This is a genomic window from Streptomyces sp. NPDC023838, from assembly GCF_040639555.1.
Classification (GTDB): Bacteria; Actinomycetota; Actinomycetes; order Streptomycetales; family Streptomycetaceae; genus Streptomyces.
In genome coordinates, this window is the sequence record NZ_JBFAAD010000011.1 from 69,456 (window position 1) to 90,530 (window position 21,075).

The 21,075-nt window shown below is 72.2% G+C and carries 21 protein-coding genes and 2 pseudogenes; 13 read left to right on the forward strand and 10 right to left on the reverse strand.

Features of this window, described 5'->3' with window-relative positions; translation table 11 throughout:
- Positions 1-74 precede the first annotated feature (74 nt).
- Positions 75-1,970 carry a neutral/alkaline non-lysosomal ceramidase N-terminal domain-containing protein gene (locus AB0G17_RS16200; RefSeq protein WP_361381945.1) on the forward strand — a complete coding sequence of 632 codons (1,896 nt, stop codon included), beginning with the start codon at positions 75-77 and terminating at the stop codon, positions 1,968-1,970.
- Between the two features lie 12 nt (positions 1,971-1,982).
- Here AB0G17_RS16200 and AB0G17_RS16205 read toward each other — a convergent pair whose 3' ends face one another.
- The gene (locus AB0G17_RS16205) at positions 1,983-3,083 is read right to left on the reverse strand and encodes an NADH:flavin oxidoreductase/NADH oxidase (RefSeq protein WP_361381948.1); all 1,101 of its coding nucleotides are present in this window, start codon (positions 3,081-3,083) and stop codon (positions 1,983-1,985) included.
- 116 nt (positions 3,084-3,199) lie between these two features.
- Here AB0G17_RS16205 and AB0G17_RS16210 point away from each other — a divergent pair, with 116 nt between their 5' ends.
- The gene (locus AB0G17_RS16210; protein ID WP_361381951.1) at positions 3,200-3,577 is read left to right on the forward strand and encodes a helix-turn-helix domain-containing protein; all 378 of its coding nucleotides are present in this window, start codon (positions 3,200-3,202) and stop codon (positions 3,575-3,577) included.
- Between the two features lie 146 nt (positions 3,578-3,723).
- Here the strand turns inward: AB0G17_RS16210 and AB0G17_RS16215 are convergent, their stop codons facing one another.
- From AB0G17_RS16215 to AB0G17_RS16245, 7 genes and pseudogenes are all read right to left on the reverse strand, one after another.
- Positions 3,724-5,091 (reverse strand): FAD-dependent oxidoreductase, encoded by a 1,368-nt coding sequence (locus AB0G17_RS16215; protein WP_361381954.1) that lies wholly within the window; start codon positions 5,089-5,091, stop codon positions 3,724-3,726.
- A 70-nt stretch (positions 5,092-5,161) separates the two neighbouring features.
- Positions 5,162-5,779: a TetR/AcrR family transcriptional regulator gene (locus AB0G17_RS16220; RefSeq protein WP_361381957.1), complete on the reverse strand. Its 618-nt coding sequence runs from the start codon at positions 5,777-5,779 to the stop codon at positions 5,162-5,164.
- Between the two features lie 164 nt (positions 5,780-5,943).
- Positions 5,944-6,633 (reverse strand): annotated as a pseudogene (locus AB0G17_RS16225) (HAD-IA family hydrolase); the annotation flags it as partial.
- A gap of 33 nt (positions 6,634-6,666) precedes the next feature.
- Positions 6,667-7,359, reverse strand: a complete 693-nt coding sequence (locus AB0G17_RS16230; RefSeq protein WP_361381960.1) for a phosphatase PAP2 family protein — start codon at positions 7,357-7,359, stop codon at positions 6,667-6,669.
- Positions 7,360-7,405: 46 nt separating this feature from the next.
- On the reverse strand, positions 7,406-8,341 hold the full coding sequence (locus AB0G17_RS16235; RefSeq protein WP_361381963.1) for a M56 family metallopeptidase: 936 nt from the start codon (positions 8,339-8,341) through the stop codon (positions 7,406-7,408).
- Positions 8,342-8,489: 148 nt separating this feature from the next.
- Positions 8,490-9,062, reverse strand: coding sequence for a DUF5134 domain-containing protein (locus AB0G17_RS16240; RefSeq protein ID WP_361381966.1), 573 nt, complete (start codon positions 9,060-9,062; stop codon positions 8,490-8,492).
- A 147-nt stretch (positions 9,063-9,209) separates the two neighbouring features.
- Positions 9,210-9,596 carry a VOC family protein gene (locus AB0G17_RS16245; protein WP_361381969.1) on the reverse strand — a complete coding sequence of 129 codons (387 nt, stop codon included), beginning with the start codon at positions 9,594-9,596 and terminating at the stop codon, positions 9,210-9,212.
- 76 nt (positions 9,597-9,672) lie between these two features.
- On the opposite strand from AB0G17_RS16245, the gene AB0G17_RS16250 reads away from it, so the two are divergent.
- Positions 9,673-10,215, forward strand: coding sequence for a GNAT family N-acetyltransferase (locus AB0G17_RS16250; RefSeq protein WP_361381972.1), 543 nt, complete (start codon positions 9,673-9,675; stop codon positions 10,213-10,215).
- Positions 10,216-10,302: 87 nt separating this feature from the next.
- Here AB0G17_RS16250 and AB0G17_RS16255 read toward each other — a convergent pair whose 3' ends face one another.
- Positions 10,303-10,986: a glycerophosphodiester phosphodiesterase family protein gene (locus tag AB0G17_RS16255; RefSeq protein ID WP_361381975.1), complete on the reverse strand. Its 684-nt coding sequence runs from the start codon at positions 10,984-10,986 to the stop codon at positions 10,303-10,305.
- 374 nt (positions 10,987-11,360) lie between these two features.
- On the opposite strand from AB0G17_RS16255, the gene AB0G17_RS16260 reads away from it, so the two are divergent.
- The 5 genes and pseudogenes from AB0G17_RS16260 to AB0G17_RS16280 all read left to right on the forward strand — a co-directional run bounded on the left by AB0G17_RS16260 (position 11,361) and on the right by AB0G17_RS16280 (position 15,550).
- Complete coding sequence (locus AB0G17_RS16260) at positions 11,361-12,758, forward strand: DUF6421 family protein (protein WP_361381978.1); 1,398 nt, start codon at positions 11,361-11,363, stop codon at positions 12,756-12,758.
- 23 nt (positions 12,759-12,781) lie between these two features.
- The gene (locus AB0G17_RS16265; protein ID WP_361381981.1) at positions 12,782-13,543 is read left to right on the forward strand and encodes an SDR family oxidoreductase; all 762 of its coding nucleotides are present in this window, start codon (positions 12,782-12,784) and stop codon (positions 13,541-13,543) included.
- Positions 13,540-14,601, forward strand: coding sequence for a low specificity L-threonine aldolase (locus AB0G17_RS16270; protein ID WP_361382373.1), 1,062 nt, complete (start codon positions 13,540-13,542; stop codon positions 14,599-14,601). Before AB0G17_RS16265 ends, AB0G17_RS16270 begins: the two co-directional genes overlap by 4 nt.
- Before the next feature lie 114 nt (positions 14,602-14,715).
- A pseudogene (locus AB0G17_RS16275) lies at positions 14,716-14,838 on the forward strand (transglutaminase); the annotation flags it as partial.
- 13 nt (positions 14,839-14,851) lie between these two features.
- Positions 14,852-15,550 carry a phenylalanine--tRNA ligase beta subunit-related protein gene (locus AB0G17_RS16280; protein WP_361381984.1) on the forward strand — a complete coding sequence of 233 codons (699 nt, stop codon included), beginning with the start codon at positions 14,852-14,854 and terminating at the stop codon, positions 15,548-15,550.
- A gap of 24 nt (positions 15,551-15,574) precedes the next feature.
- On the opposite strand, the gene AB0G17_RS16285 is transcribed toward AB0G17_RS16280, so the two are convergent.
- Positions 15,575-16,306: a lysophospholipid acyltransferase family protein gene (locus tag AB0G17_RS16285; protein WP_361381987.1), complete on the reverse strand. Its 732-nt coding sequence runs from the start codon at positions 16,304-16,306 to the stop codon at positions 15,575-15,577.
- Between the two features lie 230 nt (positions 16,307-16,536).
- On the opposite strand from AB0G17_RS16285, the gene AB0G17_RS16290 reads away from it, so the two are divergent.
- From AB0G17_RS16290 to AB0G17_RS16310, 5 genes are all read left to right on the forward strand, one after another.
- Positions 16,537-16,857: a thioredoxin family protein gene (locus AB0G17_RS16290; RefSeq protein ID WP_361381990.1), complete on the forward strand. Its 321-nt coding sequence runs from the start codon at positions 16,537-16,539 to the stop codon at positions 16,855-16,857.
- 207 nt (positions 16,858-17,064) lie between these two features.
- A complete protein-coding gene (locus AB0G17_RS16295) occupies positions 17,065-17,574 on the forward strand; it encodes a flavin reductase family protein (RefSeq protein WP_361381993.1) in 510 nt (169 codons plus the stop codon).
- Between the two features lie 200 nt (positions 17,575-17,774).
- Positions 17,775-18,560, forward strand: coding sequence for an electron transfer flavoprotein subunit beta/FixA family protein (locus AB0G17_RS16300; protein ID WP_361381996.1), 786 nt, complete (start codon positions 17,775-17,777; stop codon positions 18,558-18,560).
- Positions 18,561-18,627: 67 nt separating this feature from the next.
- Complete coding sequence (locus tag AB0G17_RS16305) at positions 18,628-19,590, forward strand: electron transfer flavoprotein subunit alpha/FixB family protein (protein WP_361381999.1); 963 nt, start codon at positions 18,628-18,630, stop codon at positions 19,588-19,590.
- Between the two features lie 175 nt (positions 19,591-19,765).
- A complete protein-coding gene (locus AB0G17_RS16310) occupies positions 19,766-21,064 on the forward strand; it encodes an aldolase (RefSeq protein WP_361382002.1) in 1,299 nt (432 codons plus the stop codon).
- The last annotated feature ends 11 nt before the right edge of the window (positions 21,065-21,075 follow it).

Below are 21,075 nucleotides of genomic sequence, written 5' to 3' on the forward strand. Positions count from 1 at the left end.
GGATTCACCCGTACGAGATCCGTCGGTACGAGGCCTGTCCGTACGGCGCCCGTCCGTACGAGAGCGGAGCGAGCATGACCGAGGGTGCCACCGGGTTCCTGGCCGGGCGGGGGACCGCCGACATCACCGGCGAGGCCGCCGAGTGCGGGATGCTCGGCTACGGCAAGGCCGACCAGCGCACGGCGGGCATCCACACCCGCCAGCGCGCCCGCGCCTTCGCCTTCGCCGACCGGGCGGGGCGCGGCAAGGCACTCCTGGTGGTGTGCGAACTGCCGCTGATGGCCGACAGCGTCGTCCGCGAGGTGCTGCGGCGGCTGCCCGAGGGGTACGACGCGTCCAACGTCATGCTCACCGCCACCCACACCCACTGCGGCCCCGGCGGCTACTTCCACCACGCGCTCTACAACAGCAACACCGGCGGATTCCGCGAGCGGACCTTCAAGGCGATCACCGACGGCATCACCGAGGCGGCCCTGGCGGCCGTGGCGGACCTCGCGCCGACCACCCTGCGGCTCGCGCACGGCGAGCTGTCCGACGCCAGCGTCAACCGCTCCCGGCGGGCCTTCGACCGCAACCCGGCCGCCGACCGGGCGCACTTCCCCGAAGGCGTCGACCCGCAGACCACGCTGCTCGCCCTGGAGCGGGAGGGCAGGCTGGTGGGCGCGGTCAACTGGTTCGCCACCCACAACACCAGCATGACCAACCGCAACCGGCTGATCAGCGCCGACAACAAGGGCTACGCCGCCCGCCACTGGGAGCGGCTGGCGGGCGTCGACCATCTTGCGTCCACGGCACCGGAGCTGGTGACCGCGTTCGCCCAGACCAACGCCGGTGACATGTCGCCCAACCTGGGCCTGGCGCCGGGCACCGGCCCGACCGCCGACCAGTTCGAGAACACCCGGATCATCGGCACCCGCCAGTACGAGGCCGCGGCGGCGCTGCGCGGCGCGGAGGTGTCCGGCGCCGTCGACTCACGTACTACGTACGTGCACCTGTCCGCCGTCGAGGTCGGCCCCGAGTTCACCGGTGACGGCCGTACGCACCGGACCTCGCCCCCCGTGGGCGGCGCGCCGGCCTTCGCGGGCGCCTGGGTCGACGGCCGCGGCTTCAAGGGCTTCCGGCCCGGCGCCAACCCCTTGTGGGACGCACTCTCGCGGCGGCTCGTCTACCCGTTCGCGCCGGGGCTGCGCGACGCCCAGTATCCCAAGGCGCTCGCGCTGCCCGCCGGGCCCGTCAACCGGGTGCTGCCCATGGTCCAGGAGCGCGCGCCCGTCCAGTTGCTGCGCATAGGGCCGCTGTACCTGATCGGCATACCCGGCGAGGTGACGATCGTGGCCGGACTGCGGCTGCGCCGCACCGCCGCGGACATCCTCGGCGCGGAGCTGGAGGACGTCCTGGTCGCCGGGTACAGCAACGGCTACATCCACTACGTGACGACGCCCGAGGAGTACGACGCCCAGGAGTACGAGGGCGGCAGCACGCTCTTCGGGCGCTGGGAGCTGCCCGCGCTCTGCCAGACGGTGGCCCGCCTGGCGACCGCCCTGCGCGACGGCACGCCGGTCCCCAGAGGCGTCCCGGAGCCCCCCGTCCCCGTACGCCGCACACACCGCCACCGCGGCACCGACGCACCCCACCCCGGGCACGCCTTCGGCGCCCTGCTGTCCTTCGCCCTCATCGGCCGCCGCGCCACGGCCTCCTTCGTCGCCGCCCACCCGTCCAACAACCTGCGCCGAGGCGGCAGTTACCTGTCGGTCGAGCGGTGGACGGGCGCGGAATGGACGCGGATCGCGAACGACGGCGACTGGTCGACCACCTTTCGCTGGGCCCGCTCGGGCGGCTCGACGTCGATCGCCACGATCGTCTGGAACGCACCCCCTGACACCCCGACGGGCCGCTACCGCCTCGCGAACCACGGGGACACGGCGAGGGGCCCGTTCACCGGGGTGAGTGGGCCCTTCGAGCTGGGGTGAACGCGGTCGGGTTCAGATCGCCCAGCCGTACTGGTCCGGCACCCGTACCTCCCCGCCCAGCTCACGCGCCGCCTGCCGCGCCCAGGACGGGTTGCGGAGGAGTTCGCGGCCGAGCAGGATCGCGTCGGCCTCGCCGTTGGCCAGGATCTTCTCGGCCTGGGCCGGGTCGGTGATCAGGCCGACGGTGGCGACGGGCAGCGTGGTCTCGTCGCGTACCCGGGCCGCGAACGGCACCTGGTAGCCGGGTGCGACCGGAATGCGTACCCCCTTCGCGTTGCCGCCGGTGGACACGTCCAGGAGGTCCACGCCGTGCTCCTTGAGCAGCGCGGCGAGGCGGACGGTGTCGTCGCCGTTCCAGCCGCCCTCCTCCAGCCAGTCCGTGGCCGAGATCCGGAAGAACAGCGGGAGTTCCTCGGGCCACACCGCCCGCACCGCGTCGACGACTTCGAGCGCGAAGCGGGTGCGGTTCCCGAAGGAGCCGCCGTACGCGTCGGTGCGCTTGTTGGAGTGCGGGGAGAGGAACTCGCCGATCAGATAGCCGTGGGCGCCGTGGATCTCGACGACCTTGAAACCCGCCTCCAGCGCCCGGCGGGCCGCGTCCGCGAACTGGCCGACGACCTCCCTGATCTGATCGATCGTCAGCTCAGTCGGTACGGTGTGCTTGCCGCTGAAGGGCACCGGGCTCGGGCCGACCGGCTGCCAGCCCTCCGCGTCCCCGGGGGCGATCGGCGCGCCGCCGAGCCAGGGGCGGTCGGTGGATGCCTTGCGGCCTGCGTGAGCTATCTGGATTCCTGGGGTCGTGCCCTGCGCCTTCAGGAACGCGGTGATCCGGCGGAGCGCCTCCACCTGGGTGTCGTTCCAGATGCCGAGGTCGGCCGGGGAGATGCGGCCCTCGGGGCTGACGGCGGTCGCCTCGACGAGGATCAGGCCTGTGCCACCGGCCGCGCGGGCCGCGTAGTGCGCGAAGTGCCAGTCGTTCGCGACGCCCGCGTTCGGACCGAACACCTCCGCGCTGTACTGGCACATCGGCGACATCCAGATCCGGTTCGGGAAGGTCACCGACCGCAGGGTGTACGGCTCGAACAGGGCACCAGCAGCAGACACGGCAGGCACGGGCAGACTCCATTCAGGACGCTGCGGCGCCACTGGGCGGCGCCGGGCTCGTTTTGTACGATAGGCATCGTAGTACGGAAGGTGTCAAACTACGAAGGCTCTCGTACAATGGACGGGTGGCCACAGCGACGAGCAAGCGCGAACTCGATCACCCGGCGCGCGACGAGATCCGCCTGGAGGGGGTGCTGCACGCGCTCTCCGACCCCATCCGGCTGCGGGTGGTCCGTGAGCTGGCGGCCGCCGACGGCGAGCTCTCCTGCTCGTACTTCGACCTGCCTGTCACCAAGTCCACGACCACGCACCACTTCCGCGTGCTGCGCGAGAACGGCGTCATCCAGCAGACCTACCGGGGCACCGCCAAGATGAACGGCCTGCGCCGCACGGACCTGGAGGAGCTCTTCCCCGGGCTGTTCGACCGGATCCTGGAAGCGGCGGCGCTGCAGGGGGCGCGGCTGAGCGCGGACTCGACGGCGCCGCCCGGACTCGGCGGCTGAGTCAGGAACCACGGCTGATCCCGGATGTCGGCGGCTCGGCGCCGCCCAGCCGAGCCTGTCGAGCCCCGCTCACCCGTCGCCGTGTCCGGGCCACCGCTCGGCCGTCGCGCGCCCCAGCCCCGCTCGACGCCCGGCCCGGCGCCCCCTCACCCCTCGCCCGCCCCCAGCGCCGCCGCCAGCAGCCCGGCCCAGTCGTCGATCTTCACCGGGCCCCGGCCCAGCGAGCGCCCCAGCTCCGCCTCCGCCCGCTCGATGTCCTGCCAGCCCCGCCACTGGACGGGCCGCAGCCCCGCCTCCCGCATGGCGTCGACCGGTTCGCCCTCGAGGGGCCGCCGGGAGAGGGCTTCCGCGTCTTCGAGGAGCGAGGTCACCGTCTCCTTGGCGCACGGGCGGTTGGTACCGATGACGCCCGTGGGGCCGCGCTTGATCCACCCCGCCACGTACTCGCCGGGCGACGGGACGCCGTCGCGCAGGACGCGGCCGGCCGCGTTCGGGACCGTCCCCGACGTCGGGTCGAAGGGCAGGCCCGCCAGCGGCACGCCCAGATAGCCGACCGCCCGTAGCACCAGCTGGGCCTCGATCTCCTCGTACGTGCCGGTGCCGCGCACGCCCCCGGCGCCGTCCGGGGCGGTGTGCTCGAACCGGACGCCGCCCACCCGCCCGTCCCGCTCCAGGATCTCCACCGGGCGCAGGAAGAACCGCAGCCGCAGCACGCGCTCCACGGCGCGCGGCGCGCGGTCCGCCGCCGCCCAGCCGCGCAGCACCTCGATGTTGCGGCGTACGGCGGCGGGCAGCGCGGAGGGGTCCACATAGGCCGGATCCAGGGCCAGTTCGGCGGCGTCCACCATGGCTTCGGCGCCCGGCAGCGAGCCCAGTTCGCGCAGCTCCTTCGTGGTGAACTTCGCCTGCGAGGGGCCGCGCCGGGCGGCCATGTGCACCTCGCGCACCCGGCTCGCCGCGAGCGCGCCCAGCGCCGCGTGCGGCACGTCAGTGGGGCGCAGCTCGTCGGCGCCGCGCGACAGGATGCGGGCCACGTCGACCGCCACGTTGCCCGCGCCGATGACGACGGCCGAGCGGGCGTTGAGCCAGTCGAGGGAGAAGCCGGCCGCCGCGGCGTCGGGGTGGGCGCTGTACCAGGAGACGAAGGCGGTGGCCGAGCAGCTGCCCGGCAGGTCCTCGCCGGGAATGCCCAGCCGGCGGTCGGTGGAGGCGCCCACGCAGTACACCACCGCGTGGTAGAGCCGCAGCAGCCGCTCCGGAGCGATGCCCCCGGGTCCGATCTCGACGTGTCCGAGGAAGTTGATCCGCTCGTCCTCCAGGACGGTCCGCAGGTTGTTCTGGAGCGACTTGATCTTCTCGTGGTCGGGCGCCACCCCGTACCGCACCAGCCCGTACGGGCAGGGCAGCCGGTCCAGGACGTCGACCCGCAGCCCCGGCACCGAGCCCTGGGTGACCAGGGACTGGGCGGTGTAGACCCCGCTCGGCCCGGAACCGACGACGGCGATGCGCAGCACGAAGGGTGCTCCCTTCCCGCAGGAGGATCCCACCAGGGGACTCCAGCATCGCACCGGGGCGCGCGCGGCGTCAGGGGACGGGCAGCGGTTTCCCCTGCGGCGGCGGGTTTCCGAGCTCCCAGTCGAGCCCGAAGCGCTGGAACAGCTCCGCCCGCAGCCGGGGCACCTCCATGGGCGCGCCGGGCAGCAGCGCCGCGAAGACCGCGCCCATCAGGAGCGCGCGCAGCATCGGGTACTCGGCTTCCACGTCCGCCGAGCCGTACCGCTCCATGGTGTCCCGCAGCAGCCAGGACAGGCGCTGCTGCTCGGGGCAGTGCACGAACCCCTCGGCCTGGAGGATCCCGGCCATGTGGGCGCGCATCAGCACGGGGTGGACCTTGGTGAGGCTCAGTATGGCGTCGATGGCGCGGGCCAGCCGCTCCCGGCCGTCGTCGGTCCGCGGCTCCTGCTCCAGGCCCGCCTGGAGGGTCAGGTGCATGACCCGGTGGACGGCCGACTGGAGCAGCTGGCGCTTGCCCGGGAAGTAGTACGAGACCAGACCGCGTGCCGATCCGGCCCGGTCGGCGATGTCGCCGAGGGTGGTCGCCTCGTAGCCGCGCTCCGCCACCAGCTCCACTGTCGCCTGGAGCAGCCGTTCACGGGAACGTCGGCGCAACTCTTCATTGACCGATGCGCTGCGCGGGGACATGCTGTAACTCCTGCGTTGACTGGCTCTGAGCCAATATACTCAGGTCACCGTACGCGGGAACCCCACCTGGGGGTTCTGGCCTGCGGATTTGCTGCCCTTTCTGGGTGACGCGGGGGATCACCCAGGAGGGGCGGCCCATTGGTGGCCCGCTCCGCGTCCCGATCGACCACGTCCAGGACGGGGCTCAGCCCGGCCGGCCGCTCCTCGACCGGCAGATGGTCCACGAAGTGGACGGCGCAGCCGAGTGCCGCCGCGCCGCCGTCCGCCCGGCGGTCGTCGCCCACCATCAGCACCTCGCCCGGCTCCCGCCCGATCGCCTCGCAGGCCGCCCGGAACAGCCGCGCGTCCGGCTTCTGCACCCCGTGCTCGGACGACAGGACATACGCGTCCACCAGGCCGTCCAGGCCGTGCGCGCGGAAGACCGGCCGCAGGTCCCAGCCGATGTTGCTCACCACCGCCACGCGCGCGCCCCGCTCCCGCAGCCCGGTCAGGACCGCCGGAGCGTCGGGGTAGGGGCGCCAGGCGGCGGGGGACATGTGCCGTTCGTAGAGCGCGGTGTACAACTGCGGATCTGGCAATGTCACCCTCTTCGCGAGCCCCGTGTACGCGGCCCGGTGGAGCTCGGCGCTGCGGTCGCGGGTCGCCCACAGCTCCGCCAGGTGCGGCGGCAGGTGCGCCGGGTCCGCACCGCCGGGCAGCGCGCCCGCCTCGGTCAACTCATCGGCGTACCGCGTGAGTTGCTCCTCGGGGAGCGTCATCTCCCTCTCGTCGAGGACGGCGCGGAGCCAGTCCCGTGTGGACTCGATCCGGAACAGCGTCCCGGAGAAGTCGAACAGCACACCCTTGATCGCCATGGCCGCGATCCTTCCCCGCCGCCCCTGGCCGGTTCAAGCCCCCTCGGCCGGGCGCGGCCGGTTCGCGCCCCATCGCCCGTACGCCGCCGCCGACAGGGTCACCAGCGCCGCGCCGATCAGCCAGCCGCCGACCACGTCCGAGAGCCAGTGGACGCCGAGATAGATCCGGGTGAAGCCCATCCCGAGCACCGAGAGCGCGCCGACCGCCGCCACCGCCCGCCGCACCGCCGGGCGGGCGCCGCGGGCGACGGACAGCCACAGCAGGAGTCCGAATGTCACCGTCACGGTGAGCGCGTGACCCGAAGGAAAGGCCGCGTAGGACGCGGAATCGACGGGATCCGGCCAACTCGGCCGCTCCCGCCCGAGCGCCGCCTTCATGCTCTGCTGGACGAACGTGCCCAGCGCGCTCGTCGCCGCCGCCCACAGCGCCAGGCGCCGTTCGCCGCATACGAGGAGGGCGAGGACCACCACGGCCAGCAGGGCGCGCATCGTCCAGGTGTCCCAGACCCAGTCGGTGAGCACCCGGTTGACGTGGGTGAGCCCCCGCTCGGCCACAGCTCTCCTGTGGAGCCCGTGGGCGACCGTACGGTCCAGGGACATCAGCGGGCCCCACTCGCCCGCCACAAGGGCCAGCAGAAGGCCGGAGAGGGCCACCAGGGCGGCGCCCGCGCGGGCCGGACCGGTGGCGGTTGCGGGGGCGCGTGTCGGCCGGGGTGCGACGGTCATGGACTCGATCCTCGCTGAGGCGCCGACGGGTCGTTCCCCGGGGGGGCTAGCCCAGGGCGCGCAGGCCCGGGACGAAGGCCACCAGCAGTGGGACGACCGGGACCAGGGCGGCCGCCGCCGTCAGCCGGAGCCGGTGGCCCGCGGTGAGCCGGGGCGAGGCGGCGAGCAGGCGCTTCACCCGCTGCGGGACCTCGTCGTGCGGGGACGGGCAGGGGCCGAACAGCCCCCGGTCCTCGTTGAGTTCCACCAGGGCGAGCGCGATCGTCAGCCGCCCGTACCGCCGCGAGGCGACGTCGTCCGCGGCCAGCTCGACCAGCCGGTGCATCTCGTCGCGGAAGGCCGCGAACACCGGGATCTTCGGGAACCCGTTGGCCAGCGCGGCCGAGCAGTTCAGCAGCCAGTGGTGGCGGGCGCGCGCGTGGCCCTGCTCATGGGCGAGCATGGCATCGAGCTGGCGGCCCTTCAGGCGCCGAAGTGCCGCGGTGGTGATGACCAGTTGGGGGCTCGGGCCGGGCAGCCACCAGGCGTCCGGGCGCTGAGCCTCCAGGACCACCAGCGGCGCCCCGCCCGGCTCCTCGCCGGGCAGCAGCGGCGCGCGCACCAGCAGCTCCGAACGCCGCGCCAGGCGCCGCGCCCGCCCGTCGCGGACCTCCCGGGTGAGCATCGCGGCCGTCCAGGCGCCGCCGCAGAAGAGCAGGACCGCCAGCGCCGCCGACCACGGGCCGTACGGGCCGAGCGCGTACGCGTCGATCACCGCGCGCGGGGCGGCCGCGAACACCTGCCCCCGTACCGTCTGCCAGGCCGCCGCCGCGCTGAAGACCATCGCCAGCGTGAAGCACAGCAGGACCGCCGCCACCACGCACTGCCAGACCCACAGCGCCACCACCGGCTCGCGCTCGGCCCAGTGGGCGCGCGCGAACAGCCGCGGGGCCACCACGGCGGACACGACGCCGAGCGCCAGCAGCGCGAGGGAGACCATCATGGCTTCAGCCTATGAGCGGGGCCCTCCCCATAGGTACGGCCTCGCACGCCAAGTGACGCACGCCACTTTTTGATCACGAGCGGTCAACGGCCGTCGCGGGGTGGAGATAGCGCGAACGGTGGGACCCCGGGCGCGCCCGGGACGGACGTCACAGGGCGAGCAGCATCGCCAGCATCGCGATCCCCATCGACAACCGGCACGCCAGCGTCAGTTCGGGCCGCGCGCCCCAGCCGGCCGGGCCGCCGTCGGGTGCCGGGCCCGCCGCGGGCAGCAGCCGCACACCCGTCGTGAGCACATAGCCCACGTAGTAGACGAGCAGCGCGCCGGTGACCAGCGGGATCCCGCCCGCGGGCCCCGCGTGGCCCCCGTGCGCCGCGTGGCCGCCCGGGGCGCTCATGGCCAGCGCCATGTAGACCATGGCGAGGGAACCGATCACATGGTGCAGATGGTGGGCGCCGCCGTTCGCGCGCGTGCGGGCGAGCCAGCCCGCCCGCAGGGCCGCCGCCCCGAAGACCCCCGCGTACACCGCGAAGATCCAAGGCGGCGGGGTCGCGAACGCCGCCGGGACGGCCATCGCGGCCATGCCGAAGCCCATCACCGCCTCGCCCCCGGCGGAACTGCGCGCCCGTGCGCAGTCGCTGCGCAGCCGTAAGACGCAGTACGCGCCGGTGGCCGCGCACACCGCCACGAGCAGCCAGCCGGACAGCGCGGTTCCGTGCATGGCACACCTCCCCGCTCGACATGTCGCCCCGCCGAGGAGTCGATTCCCGTACGGGCTGTCGCGCACGCGGGCGCAAGGACACACAAGGGGGCGCGCGAGCGGCACGCGTGCCGGTGAGCTCGCCGTGCAGGAGGCCAGGAGCGGATGTCAGGGGCGAAAGCGCAGCGGATGGTCGGCGGGCACCTCGACCACGGCGATCCGCACTCCGTCCGGGTCCTGGAGCCACATCTCGATCAGCCCCCACGGCTCGCGCACCGGAGGCCGCAGGACCTCGACGCCGCGCCCGGTCAGCTCCTCGTACGCCTGGGCCGCGTCCGCCACCTGGAGCCACAGCCGCAGACCGGGCGCGGGAGGCGCCTCGGCGCGGCCGGACAGCTCAAGGAAGCCGCCGCCGAGGAAGTAGACCGTGCCGCGCTCCGGCCCGGTGCCGAACTCGCGGTAGACCGCGAGCCCCAACTGGCCGCCGTAGAAGGCGCGGGAGCGGTCGGGGTCGGTGGGGCGCAGGAGGGTCCTGCTGCTCAGCACATGCACCATGCCGACGCAGCTTAGGGGCGGGGTTAGGCTCGGGGTGCGCCCGCCACGTCACGATGCAGTTGGGAGAACGTTCGCCATGGACACCACCCGCGCCGGGGAGCTGAGCTACCGGGACGCCACCGAGGCCGATGTCGAGGAGCTGGTGCCGCTCATCGAGTCGGCGTACCGCGGGGACTCCAGCCGGGCCGGCTGGACCACCGAGGCGGACATCCTCGAAGGGCAGCGCACCGACCCCGAGGGGGTGCGCCAGGTGATCACGACGCCCGGCAGCCGGCTGCTCACGGTGGAGCGGGACGGCCGGATCGTCGCCTGCTGTCAGCTCGAACACCGCGGCCACGCCGCCTACTTCGGGATGTTCGCGGTCCGCCCCGACCTCCAGGGCGGCGGCCTCGGCAAGGAGATCATCTCCGAGGCGGAGCGCAGCGCGCGCGAGGCGTGGGGCGTCACGGAGATGCATATGACGGTGATCTCGGTGCGGGACGAGCTGATCGCCTGGTACGAGCGGCGCGGCTACCGCCGTACGGGAAAGATGACGCCCTTCCCGTACGGCGACGAGCGCTTCGGCATCCCGCAGCGCGCGGACCTCGCCTTCGAGCTGCTGGTGAAGGAGCTGGTCTAGGGCCTGCCCGGTGGGTCCGGTCCCGCGTTGACAACGCTCGTGATCAATACACCTAGCGCCTTCGCGGGCGCTGTCGGACCGGTGTTCTCACGCGGTGAAGCGGCCCGTGCGGCGGATCTCCGGGTAGTCGGTCGTCGCGCCGTCCAGGCCCAGTGCCCGCACCAGCCGCAGATGGTCCTGGGTGTTCACCACCCAGCCGATGACCTGTACGGACAGGGCGTGCGCCCGTTCGACGTCCTCCAGCGTGAGCCGGCGGATGTCGAGCGAGAGGGCGTGCGCTCCCACGGCCGTGGCCCGGTCCACGATGTCGGTGTCCCAGCGGCTCGCGACCAGGACCGTCCGTACCCCCGGCACCAGCGAGGACATCCGCGTGAGCGCCTCGTCGTGGAACGAGGAGACCGTGACCCGGCCGACGACATCGCGCGCGTGGATGATGCGCGCGAGCTCGTCGGCGGCCCTGACGTCCTTGATCTCGGCCTGGAGCGGTGAGGCGACCGCGTCCAGGACCTCCTCGAACAGCGGGATGCGCTCGCCCTGACCCGCGTCGAGCTCCCGCAGCTCGGCGACCGTCTTGTCGGCCACCGGCCCCTTTCCGTCCGTGGTGCGGTCCACCTCGGCGTCGTGCAGCACGACGAGCGCGCCGTCCTTGCTGAGGTGCAGATCCAGTTCGATGACGTCCATGCCCGAGCGTTCGGCGCGGACGAAGGAACGCAGGGTGTTCTCCGGCTCGACACCCATGACCCCGCGATGACCGATGGTGAGGAACGTCAAGACAGGCCTCGCTTCCGTCGACGGCGGTTTCCGCGCGCGGGCAGTCCCGTGCGCACGCGGCAGTGCCGCAGCCTAACGGCCGCGACGCGCGTTGGACCCCGGCTCGCGCGGGGCAGTGGAGGCGTCCGCCCGGTTGCCGCAGGGCGTGCGGGGGCCTCGTGGGTCACCCGGAGGTGGGCGAGTCCCCGGCCCCTTGACGCGGGGGAGCACTACGTCTGCGCCGTGGCAGAACCGAGCGCCCCGGCGGAGCTCCACAGGAAGAACAGCGGCCAGTGTGACGGAGCACAGGATAATTTCCTGAGATCCCTCTTGAGCGGGGTAACCGAACACGGATACGGTGTCTTGACGCGAGGTTCTCCTGTGGAGGAAGTGACATGACGGAAATTCTTGTGCAGGACGTGGTGGCCGAGGGCGTGACCGCCGGCCGGCCGGTGGTCGAGCACCCTGCCTGGACCGTGCTCAAGAATTCCGTCGAGGAGTTCCGGCCCTGGCAGTCCAAGGACGGGTCCATCGACTTCGACGCCGAGGGCGCGCCCACCCGCGCCGCCGCCGAGGCCGTGGTCGAGCGGATCGCGGGCGCGGTCGAGGAGCTCTCGCCGCTGCTGCCGCACGACGCCGCGTACCACCGCGCGCTCGTCGCGGACCTGCGCAAGTGGGCTGACAGCGCCTTCGACGTGCCGGACTTCCTGGACTCGCTGCTCGCCTTCCACCCGGCCGCGGACCGCGCCGACGGGCTGCAGCGTCTGGTCGTCTTCCCCATGTACACGCAGAACGGCAACCCGGACCGCAACCTCGAAGCGGTCGTGCTGCGCATGGTGTGGCCGGACTGGCTGGCCGAGCTGGAGGCCACCCGCTACGACAACCCGCTCTTCTGCGGCATCGCCTTCGAGGACTTCACCGCCGGGTACGACACCCACTCGGCCGTCCTCTTCCCCGAGACCATCGCCGTGCGCGAGGCGCCCGAGCGGTTCACCTGGGGCGGCATCTTCTGCGACCGCGAGGCCGCCCGCTTCCGCCGCGTCACCGAGGCGTCCGTCGAGATCCTCGGCCTCGAACTGCCCGAGGACATCCGGGAGATGGTCGGCGACCAGGAGCGCTGCGAGAAGGCCTTCGTGCTCTGGGACATGGTCCACGACCGCACCCACAGCCACGGCGACCTGCCCTTCGACCCCTTCATGATCAAGCAGCGCCAGCCGTTCTGGATGTACGGCCTGGAGGAGCTGCGCTGCGACCTCACCGCCTTCAAGGAGGCCGTGAAGCTGGAGGCCGAGGGCAACCAGCACGGCCGCGACGTGCAGTACGCGGTGCTCTTCGACCGGATGTTCCGCTTCCCCGTCTCCGGCGACCGCAACCGCAACTACGACGGCCTCGGCGGCCAGCTGCTCTTCGCGTACCTGCACAAGCACGACGTGGTGCGCTGGACCGACAACAAGCTGCACATCGACTGGGAGCAGGCCCCCCGGGTCACCAACGAGCTCTGCGCCGAGATCGAGAAGCTCTACCGGGACGGCATCGACCGCCCGAAGCTGGTGCACTGGTTCGCCGCGTACGACCTGGTCTCCACCTACCTCGCGCCGCACCCGGGATCCCGCTGGGCCAAGGGCCCGGAGGCCCTGGACCTCTCGCTGCCGCCGCGCAAACTGGTCGACGACGTGCTCGCGGACGAGTTTCCCCTGAGCATGTTCTATGAGGCGCTCGCCAAGAAGCTGAAGGACGTGATTGCCTCCACCAAGGGGATCACCGCGGCGAACGCCGAGCGAGCTGCCGCGTGAGCACTCGTGCGGAGGAGACGATCATGAACGGCAACGGGAATGGCAACGGGCCGCTGAGCGGCGCCGTGATCGCGGTGGCCGGGGCGGCGGGCCCCGCGGGCCGCGCCGCCCTGCTCAGGCTCGCCGAGGCGGGTGCCACCGTGGTGGCGTCCGACGCGGACCCGGCACGGCTGGCCGAGGCCGTCGACGCGGCGCGCTACGCCCACGGCGGGGCGACCGTGGTGGGTGACACCGTCGACCTGCTCGACCTGGACGCCACCCGTGAGTGGGCGGCCAGGACCGAGAAGGAGTTCGGCCGGATCGACGGGCTGGTCCACCTCGTGGGCGGCTGGCGCGGCAGCGCCTCCTTCCCGGAGACCGACCTCGCCGACTGGGAGCTGCTGGAGAAGCTGCTCATCAAGACCGTGCAGCACACCTCGCTCGCCTTCCACGACGGGCTGCTGCGCAGCGACCGCGGCCGTTACGTGCTGGTGAGCCAGTCCGGGGCGCACAAGCCGACCGCGAACAACGCCGCGTACAACGCGGGCAAGGCCGCGGCCGAGGCGTGGACCCTCGCGCTCGCCGACGCCTTCCGCAAGGCGGGGGGCGAGGACGGGCCGAACGCCGCCGCCGTCATCCTGGTGATCAAGGCACTGGTGCACGACGCGATGCGCGCCGAGCGCCCGAATGCGAAGTTCGCGGGCTTCACCGACGTCAAGGAGCTGGCCGAGGCCATCGCCGGAGTCTGGGACCGGCCCGCCGTGGAAGTGAATGGACAGCGCCTGTGGCTGACCCCCAAGCCATGAAGACGGACGCGCGACGGCACCACGACCCCGAGGTGCGCGGCTTCGCCAGCGACAACTACGCGGGCGTGCACCCCGAGGTCCTGGCCGCCATCGCCCTCGCCAACGGCGGACACCAGGTCGCCTATGGAGAGGACGACTACACCGACCACCTCCAGCGCGTCATCCACAGCCACTTCGGCGCGAGCGCCGAGGCGTTCCCGGTCTTCAACGGGACGGGCGCCAACGTCGTCGCCCTCCAGGCGCTGACCGACCGCTGGGGCTCGGTGATCTGCGCCGAGTCCGCGCACATCAACGTGGACGAGGGCGGCGCACCGGAGCGCATGGCGGGCCTGAAGCTGCTCACCGTGCAGACGCCGGACGGCAAGCTCACCCCCGAGCTCATCGACCGGCAGGCCTGGGGCTGGGAGGACGAGCACCGCGCCATGCCGCAGGTCGTCTCGCTCGCCCAGAACACCGAACTGGGCACGGTCTACACGCCGGACGAGATCCGCGCGATCTGCGACCACGCGCACCAGCACGGCATGAAGGTGCACCTGGACGGCGCCCGGATAGCCAACGCGGCCGCGTCCCTGAACGTGCCGATGCGCGCGTTCACCAACGCCGTGGGCGTCGACGTGCTCTCGTACGGCGGCACCAAGAACGGCATGCTCTTCGGCGAGGCCGTCGTCGTGCTCAACCCGGACGCGGTGCGCCGGATGAAGCACATCCGCAAGATGTCGATGCAGCTCGCCTCCAAGATGCGGTTCGTCTCGGTGCAGTTGGAGGCGTTGCTCGCCAAGGACCTGTGGCTGCGCAACGCGCGGCACGCCAACGCGATGGCCCAGCGCCTCGCCGAGGGTGTCCGCTCGGTCGACGGGGTCGAGATCCTCTACCCGGTCCAGGCGAACGCGGTCTTCGCCCGGCTGCCGCACGACGTGAGCGAGCGGCTGCAGAAGCGCTACCGGTTCTACTTCTGGGACGAGGCGGCCGGCGACGTCCGCTGGATGTGCTCGTACGACACCACCGAGGACGACGTGGACGGCTTCCTCACGGCGCTCAAGGAAGAGATGTCCCGCTAACTGCCCCACGGGCTGAATGCGTATACGTATGCGGTCGATCGTCAAGCCATTGGCTGACGGTCGGCCGCTTTCGTATGCGACCCCCGCGTCACCCGGCGGGCCTGGAAGGTGCGGCCACAGTTCAGTGAGGTGGACTATCCGGTACTCTATGATGTACCGCATCCGGTGCTGCCGGCCGCTCTGAAGGCCGCGCCCGACCGTCCGTCCCTCTGGCGGACGCTCCCGACCGAACTGTGAGGCACGACCGACCATGACGCTCACGCTCACCGTGTCCGACGAGGTACGCGCGCTCGCGCCCGGCTTCACCCATGTCGCCGTGGAGGCCCGCGGACTCGTCAACGGGCCCAGCGACGGGGTGAGTTCGGCGCTGCTCGACGAGGCCGCCCGGCGGCTGCGCGAGCGGCTGGGCCCGCTCGCCCCGCACGAGGACCCGCACATGGTCGCCTGGCGGGAGGCGTACACCGCCTTCGGCGCCAAGCCCTCGCGCACCCGCAACTCGGCCGAGGCGCTGGCGAGGCGCGCGCTCGCCGACGGCGGTCTGCCGCGCGTCAACCGGCTCGTCGACGTCTACAACGCGATCAGCGTCGCCCACCTCGTCCCGGTCGGCGGCGAGGACGCCGACCGCATCGCGGGCTCGATGCGGCTGGTGCGGGCCACCGGCGACGAGCCGTTCGCCACCGTCGCGGGCGGCGAGGCGGCCGTCGAGCACCCGGACGCGGGCGAAGTGGTGTGGTGCGACGACGAAGGCGTGACCTGCCGCCGCTGGAACTGGCGTCAGGGCGTGCGGACCCGGCTCACCGAGGAGTCCGTGAACGCGCTCTTCCTGCTGGAGGGCATGGCCCCCTACAGCGGCCTGGAAGAGGCGGCGGCGGAGCTCGCCGAGCTCCTGGAGAAGGTGAGCCCCGGGGCGCGGCTCACCGTTCACGCCCCGGTCGCCGCCGGGGCGTGACGATTCAGCGGGCGCCGCGCGGACTCAGCGGCTGGCCTCGCGCTCGCGCACCTCTTCGGGCGTGGGCGCGGTGCCGCCGAGGTGCGCCGGGATCCACCAGGTGTCCGAGGCGTCCTTGGGACGTACGGGATAGGCGCGCTGGGCGGCTTCCAGGAGCTCCTGGCACCGCTCGCGCAGCCGCCGGGTGATGGCTCCCGCGTACTGGTCGGCGGGGGCCTCGACCGGCTCGCCGACCCGGATGGTGACGGGGATGTGGCTGCGCTTGAAGTTGCGCGGACGGCCCTTGGTCCACACCCGCTGGGTGCCCCACAGCGCCATCGGGATCAGCGGGACCCCGGCCTCCTGGGCGAGCCGGGCCGCGCCCGACTTGAAGCTCTTCAGCGTGAACGACTGCGAGATGGTCGCCTCGGGGAAGACACCGACGATCTCGCCGGAGCGCAGCGAGTCCAGGGCGTGCGCGTACGCGTCCTCGCCCTGCTTGCGGTCCACCGGGATGTGCTTCATGCCGCGCATCAGCGGGCCCGAGATCTTGTGCCGAAAGACCGAGTCCTTGGCCATGAAGCGCACCAGGCGCTTCTGTGGCAGGGCGGCGAGCCCGGTGAAGATGAAGTCCAGATAGCTGATGTGGTTGCTGACGAGCACCGCACCGCCGGAGCGCGGGATGTTCTCCGAACCCTGGGTGTCGATCTTCAGGTCGAGCGCCTTGAACATCGTGAGGGCGGCGCCGACGACCGGCCGATAGACGAGTTCTGCCATCTGGAGGTGACCCTTCTGTTCCCGGGGAGGGTTCTCCCGGTGGAAGTTACGCAGCCGTAGGTTTTCGGCATTGGGCAGATCGTGCCCGATACGCGCCGTGCTGGCCAGTCCTGGGGCCTTGGGACGGGGAGATTCTCATCACGTGTGCCCAGGTCGGCGCGGGCGGGGAATCTTCCGGGCGGCTTTCGGCGCTGAACAGGCGGTACGACGGATCGAGGAGAGGGAGCGCGGTGCGCGAGGACGGGCCGAGGCTGGGAGCAGCCCAGTTGGGCACGGAGCTGGGTGAGCGGGCGACCCTGGTGCAGTTCTCCAGTGCGTTCTGCCAGCCCTGCCGGGCAACTCGGCGCACCCTGGCGGACGTTGCCGCGATGGTGGAGGGGGTCGCGCACGTGGAGATCGACGCCGAGGAGCACCTGGCGCTGGTGCGCGCCCTGGACATCCGGGCCACGCCGACCGTCCTGGTCCTGGACCGTGCCGGCCGGATCGTGCGCCGCGCCGCCGGGCAGCCGCGCCGGGCCGATGTGATCGCGGCGCTGGGGGAGGCGGTGTGAACGGGGTGGAGCGGGCCGTGATGGATCTCCCACATCGTAGAAGGCACTTGACTGCGGCCACCGGCAATCGTCAATCTGACGATGTGCCGACCAGAATCCTTCTCTTCGGGCGCGTCCCCGTGGACCTCGCCCGCAACGCAAGTGCGCGCTGTCCGAGCTGCTGAGCAGCCCACAGCCCCCTCGCAGCCACCGCAGAAGGACAACTCCATGACGGCTTCCCCCGACCTCGGCACCGCACGCCCCGCCTCCTCCCAGTTGTTCCGCGCGGTCTTCCGCCAGCACGCCGCCGGTGTGGCGGTGATCACCGCGCAGCGTGACGGCCGGCCCGTGGGCTTCACCGCCACCTCCCTCAACTCGGTCGCCGCCGAGCCCCCGTTGCTCTCCTTCGGCATCGGCACCGGCTCCTCCAGCTGGCCCGTCGTCTCCGAGGCCGAGCACGTCGGCGTCCACATACTCGGCGAACACCAGGAAGACCTCGCCGCGACCTTCGCCCGCAGCGGCGCCGACCGCTTCGGCGGTGCCACCCGCTGGCAACCGGGCCCCGAGGGCGTCCCGGTCCTCGACGGCGTCCTCGCCTGGCTGGTGTGCCGGGTCGTCGCGCGCATCCCGGCCGGGGACCACCGCATCGTGGTCGGCGAGGCGGTCTTCGGCGAGCCCGCCGGCGCGGGCCGTCCGCTCCTCTACCACCAGGGTCGCTTCAACGCGTTGCGTGACTGAATCGTCTCCGTACTCACCGGTTACTCAGCGTTGGCAACGTCACAGTTCAAAGCGCTTGCTTACGGGGAACACAGTGGGTGTACTGGCGAGTAATATTTCGTTCGGAGCGTCGGTCGCCCCGACCGGAAACCGCCCCATCAGGCGCCTATGCTGCGTGCAACAAGGCAGCCCAGAAATGACGATGCAGTAGGAGAGCCGGCGTGAGCTTGAGGATCGTTGTCTGTGTGAAGTACGTGCCCGACGCCACCGGCGACCGGCACTTCGCCGATGACCTGACCGTCGACCGCGACGACGTCGACGGCCTCCTTTCGGAACTCGACGAGTACGCGGTCGAGCAGGCGCTGCAGATCGCCGACGAGGCGGATGACGCGGAGATCACCGTGCTGACCGTCGGCCCCGAGGACGCCAAGGACGCGCTGCGCAAGGCGCTCTCCATGGGTGCCGACAAGGCCGTCCACGTCGAGGACGACGACCTGCACGGCACCGACGTCGTCGGCACCTCGCTGGTGCTCGCCAAGGCCATCGAGAAGACCGGTTACGACCTGGTCGTCTGCGGCATGGCCTCGACCGACGGCACCATGGGCGTGCTGCCGGCGCTGCTCGCCGAGCGTCTGAACGTTCCGCAGGTCACGCTGCTCTCCGAGGTCTCGGTCGAGGGCGGCGTCGTCAAGGGCCGCCGCGACGGCGACACCGCGTCGGAGCAGCTGGAGGCGTCCCTGCCGGCCGTCGTGTCCGTGACGGACCAGTCGGGCGAGGCCCGCTACCCGTCCTTCAAGGGCATCATGGCCGCCAAGAAGAAGCCGGTGGAGTCGCTGGACCTGGGCGACCTGGACCTCGACGCCGACGAGGTCGGCCTGGAGGGCGCCTGGACCGCGGTCGACTCGGCCGCCGAGCGTCCGGCCCGTACCGCCGGCACGATCGTCAAGGACGAGGGCGAGGGCGGCAAGCAGCTGGCCGAGTTCCTCGCGAGCCAGAAGTTCATCTAGGGCTCGTCGACAGACTCAGCGCCCAACCGCCCCCAGATTCTTCGTACTTCGCAGGAGATTGAGTCCCATGGCTGAAGTTCTCGTCTACGTCGACCACGTCGACGGTGCCGTCCGCAAGCCGACCCTGGAGCTGCTGACGCTGGCTCGCCGCATCGGCGAGCCGGTCGCGGTCGCCCTCGGTGCCGGCGCCGAGGCCACCGCGCCCGCCCTCGCCGAGCACGGCGCGACCCGCGTACTGACCGCCGACGCCCCCGAGTTCGCCGACTACCTCGTCGTGCCGAAGGTGGACGCGCTCCAGGCCGCGTACGAAGCGGTGTCCCCGGCCGCCGTGCTCGTCCCGTCCTCCGCCGAGGGCAAGGAGATCGCGGCCCGCCTCGCGCTCCGCATCGGCTCCGGCATCATCACCGACGCCGTCGACCTGGAGGCCGGCGACAACGGCCCGGTGGCCACGCAGTCGGCCTTCGCCGCCTCGTACACCACCAAGTCGCGCGTCTCCAAGGGCACCCCGGTCATCACGGTCAAGCCGAACTCGGCCGCCGTGGAGGCCGCCCCGGCCGCGGGCGCCGTCGAGGCCCTGGCCGTCACCTTCTCCGCGCAGGCCACCGGCACCAAGGTCGTCTCCCGCACCCCGCGCGAGTCGACCGGCCGCCCCGAGCTGACCGAGGCCGCGATCGTGGTCTCCGGTGGCCGTGGCGTCAACGGCGCCGAGAACTTCGCGATCATCGAGGCGCTTGCCGACTCGCTCGGTGCCGCCGTCGGCGCCTCCCGCGCCGCCGTCGACGCCGGCTGGTACCCGCACTCCAACCAGGTCGGCCAGACCGGCAAGTCGGTCTCGCCGCAGCTCTACATCGCGTCCGGCATCTCCGGTGCCATCCAGCACCGCGCCGGTATGCAGACCTCGAAGACCATCGTCGCCATCAACAAGGACGCCGAGGCTCCGATCTTCGACCTCGTCGACTACGGCGTCGTGGGCGACCTTTTCGACGTCGTGCCGCAGCTGACCGAAGAGGTTCAGACGCGCAAGGGCTGACCTGCTCGTTCGTTGTGCCCCGGGGGCCGCGTGGTGATCTTCACCGCGCGGCCCCCGGCCGTTTCGGGCAACCATTGACGCGAAGGAAGCCCATAACTAAATTCTGCTATGCGGATCGATGATTCCGGCCAGTGGAAAACAGTCAGTGAAAAACTGAACGTGCGGAGGGTGCAGGATGGGTCAGCAGGAGAAGGTGGCGACGAGCCTCGCGGGCGCGGTCAGCGAGGAGATCAGCGCCTCGCTGGTGGCCGTGGACGAGGAGCTCGCCCGCCGCTACCCGGGCGACCCCGGCACCCGCCAGCCCGTGCACACCGTCTACGTACCCGGTGACCTCTTCGACGCCGACACCCTGCGCGGCTGGGGCGACCAGGCGCTCGCCGCCCTCGACGAGCACGCCCCGGACGCCGTCTCCTTCGCGAAGGTCCTCGGCATCGCCGGCGAGCTCGCCGCGCCCGTGTACGAGCGAGTGCGCGCCAAGCTGGAGCGCGAGCCGGTGGAAGACCTGCGCGTGGACTTCGAGGACGGCTACGGCCCGCGCCCGGACGCCGAGGAGGACGCGGCCGCCGCCCGCGCCGCCCGCCTGATCGCCGAGGCGTACGCGAAGGGCACCGCCGCCCCGTACATGGGCATCCGTATGAAGTGCATGGAGGCGGCGGTACGCGACCGCGGCATCCGCACCACCGACGTCTTCCTCACCGGCCTGATGGAGCACGGCGGCCTGCCCGACGGGCTCGTCCTGACCCTGCCGAAGGTCACCTACCCCGAGCAGGTCTCCGCCTTCGTCCGGCTCCTGGAGGCCTTCGAGAAGGCCCACGGCCTGCCCGCCGGGCGGCTCGGCTTCGAGATCCAGATCGAGACCAGCCAGTCCATCCTGGCCGCCGACGGCACCGCCGCCGTGGCCCGCATGATCGACGCCGCCGAGGGCCGCGCGACCGGCCTGCACTACGGCACCTTCGACTACAGCGCCTGCGTGGGCGTCTCCGCCGCCTACCAGGCCAGCGACCACCCCGCCGCCGACCACGCCAAGGCCGTGATGCAGGTCGCCGCCGCGGGCACCGGCGTACGGGTCTCCGACGGCTCCACCAACGTCCTGCCGATCGGCTCCACCGCCCACGTCCACGAGGCCTGGCGGCTCCACTACGGCCTCACCCGCCGGGCCCTGGCCCGCGCCTACTACCAGGGCTGGGACATGCACCCGGGCCACCTGCCCACCCGGTACGCGGCGGTGTACGCCTTCTACCGCGAGGGCCTGGAACAGGCCGCGGCGCGCCTGGCCGCCTATGTGGCCAAGGCGGGCGGCGACGTGATGGACGAGCCCGCCACCGCCAAGGCGCTCAGCGGGTTCCTGCTGCGCGGCCTGGACTGCGGCGCCCTCGACAACGAGGAGGTCGCCCGCCTCACCGGCCTCACCCGCGCCGACCTCGACGGCTTCGCCTCCCCGCGCCGCGCGGCCCTGACCGTCACCACCCCGTAGCCGGGGCGCTG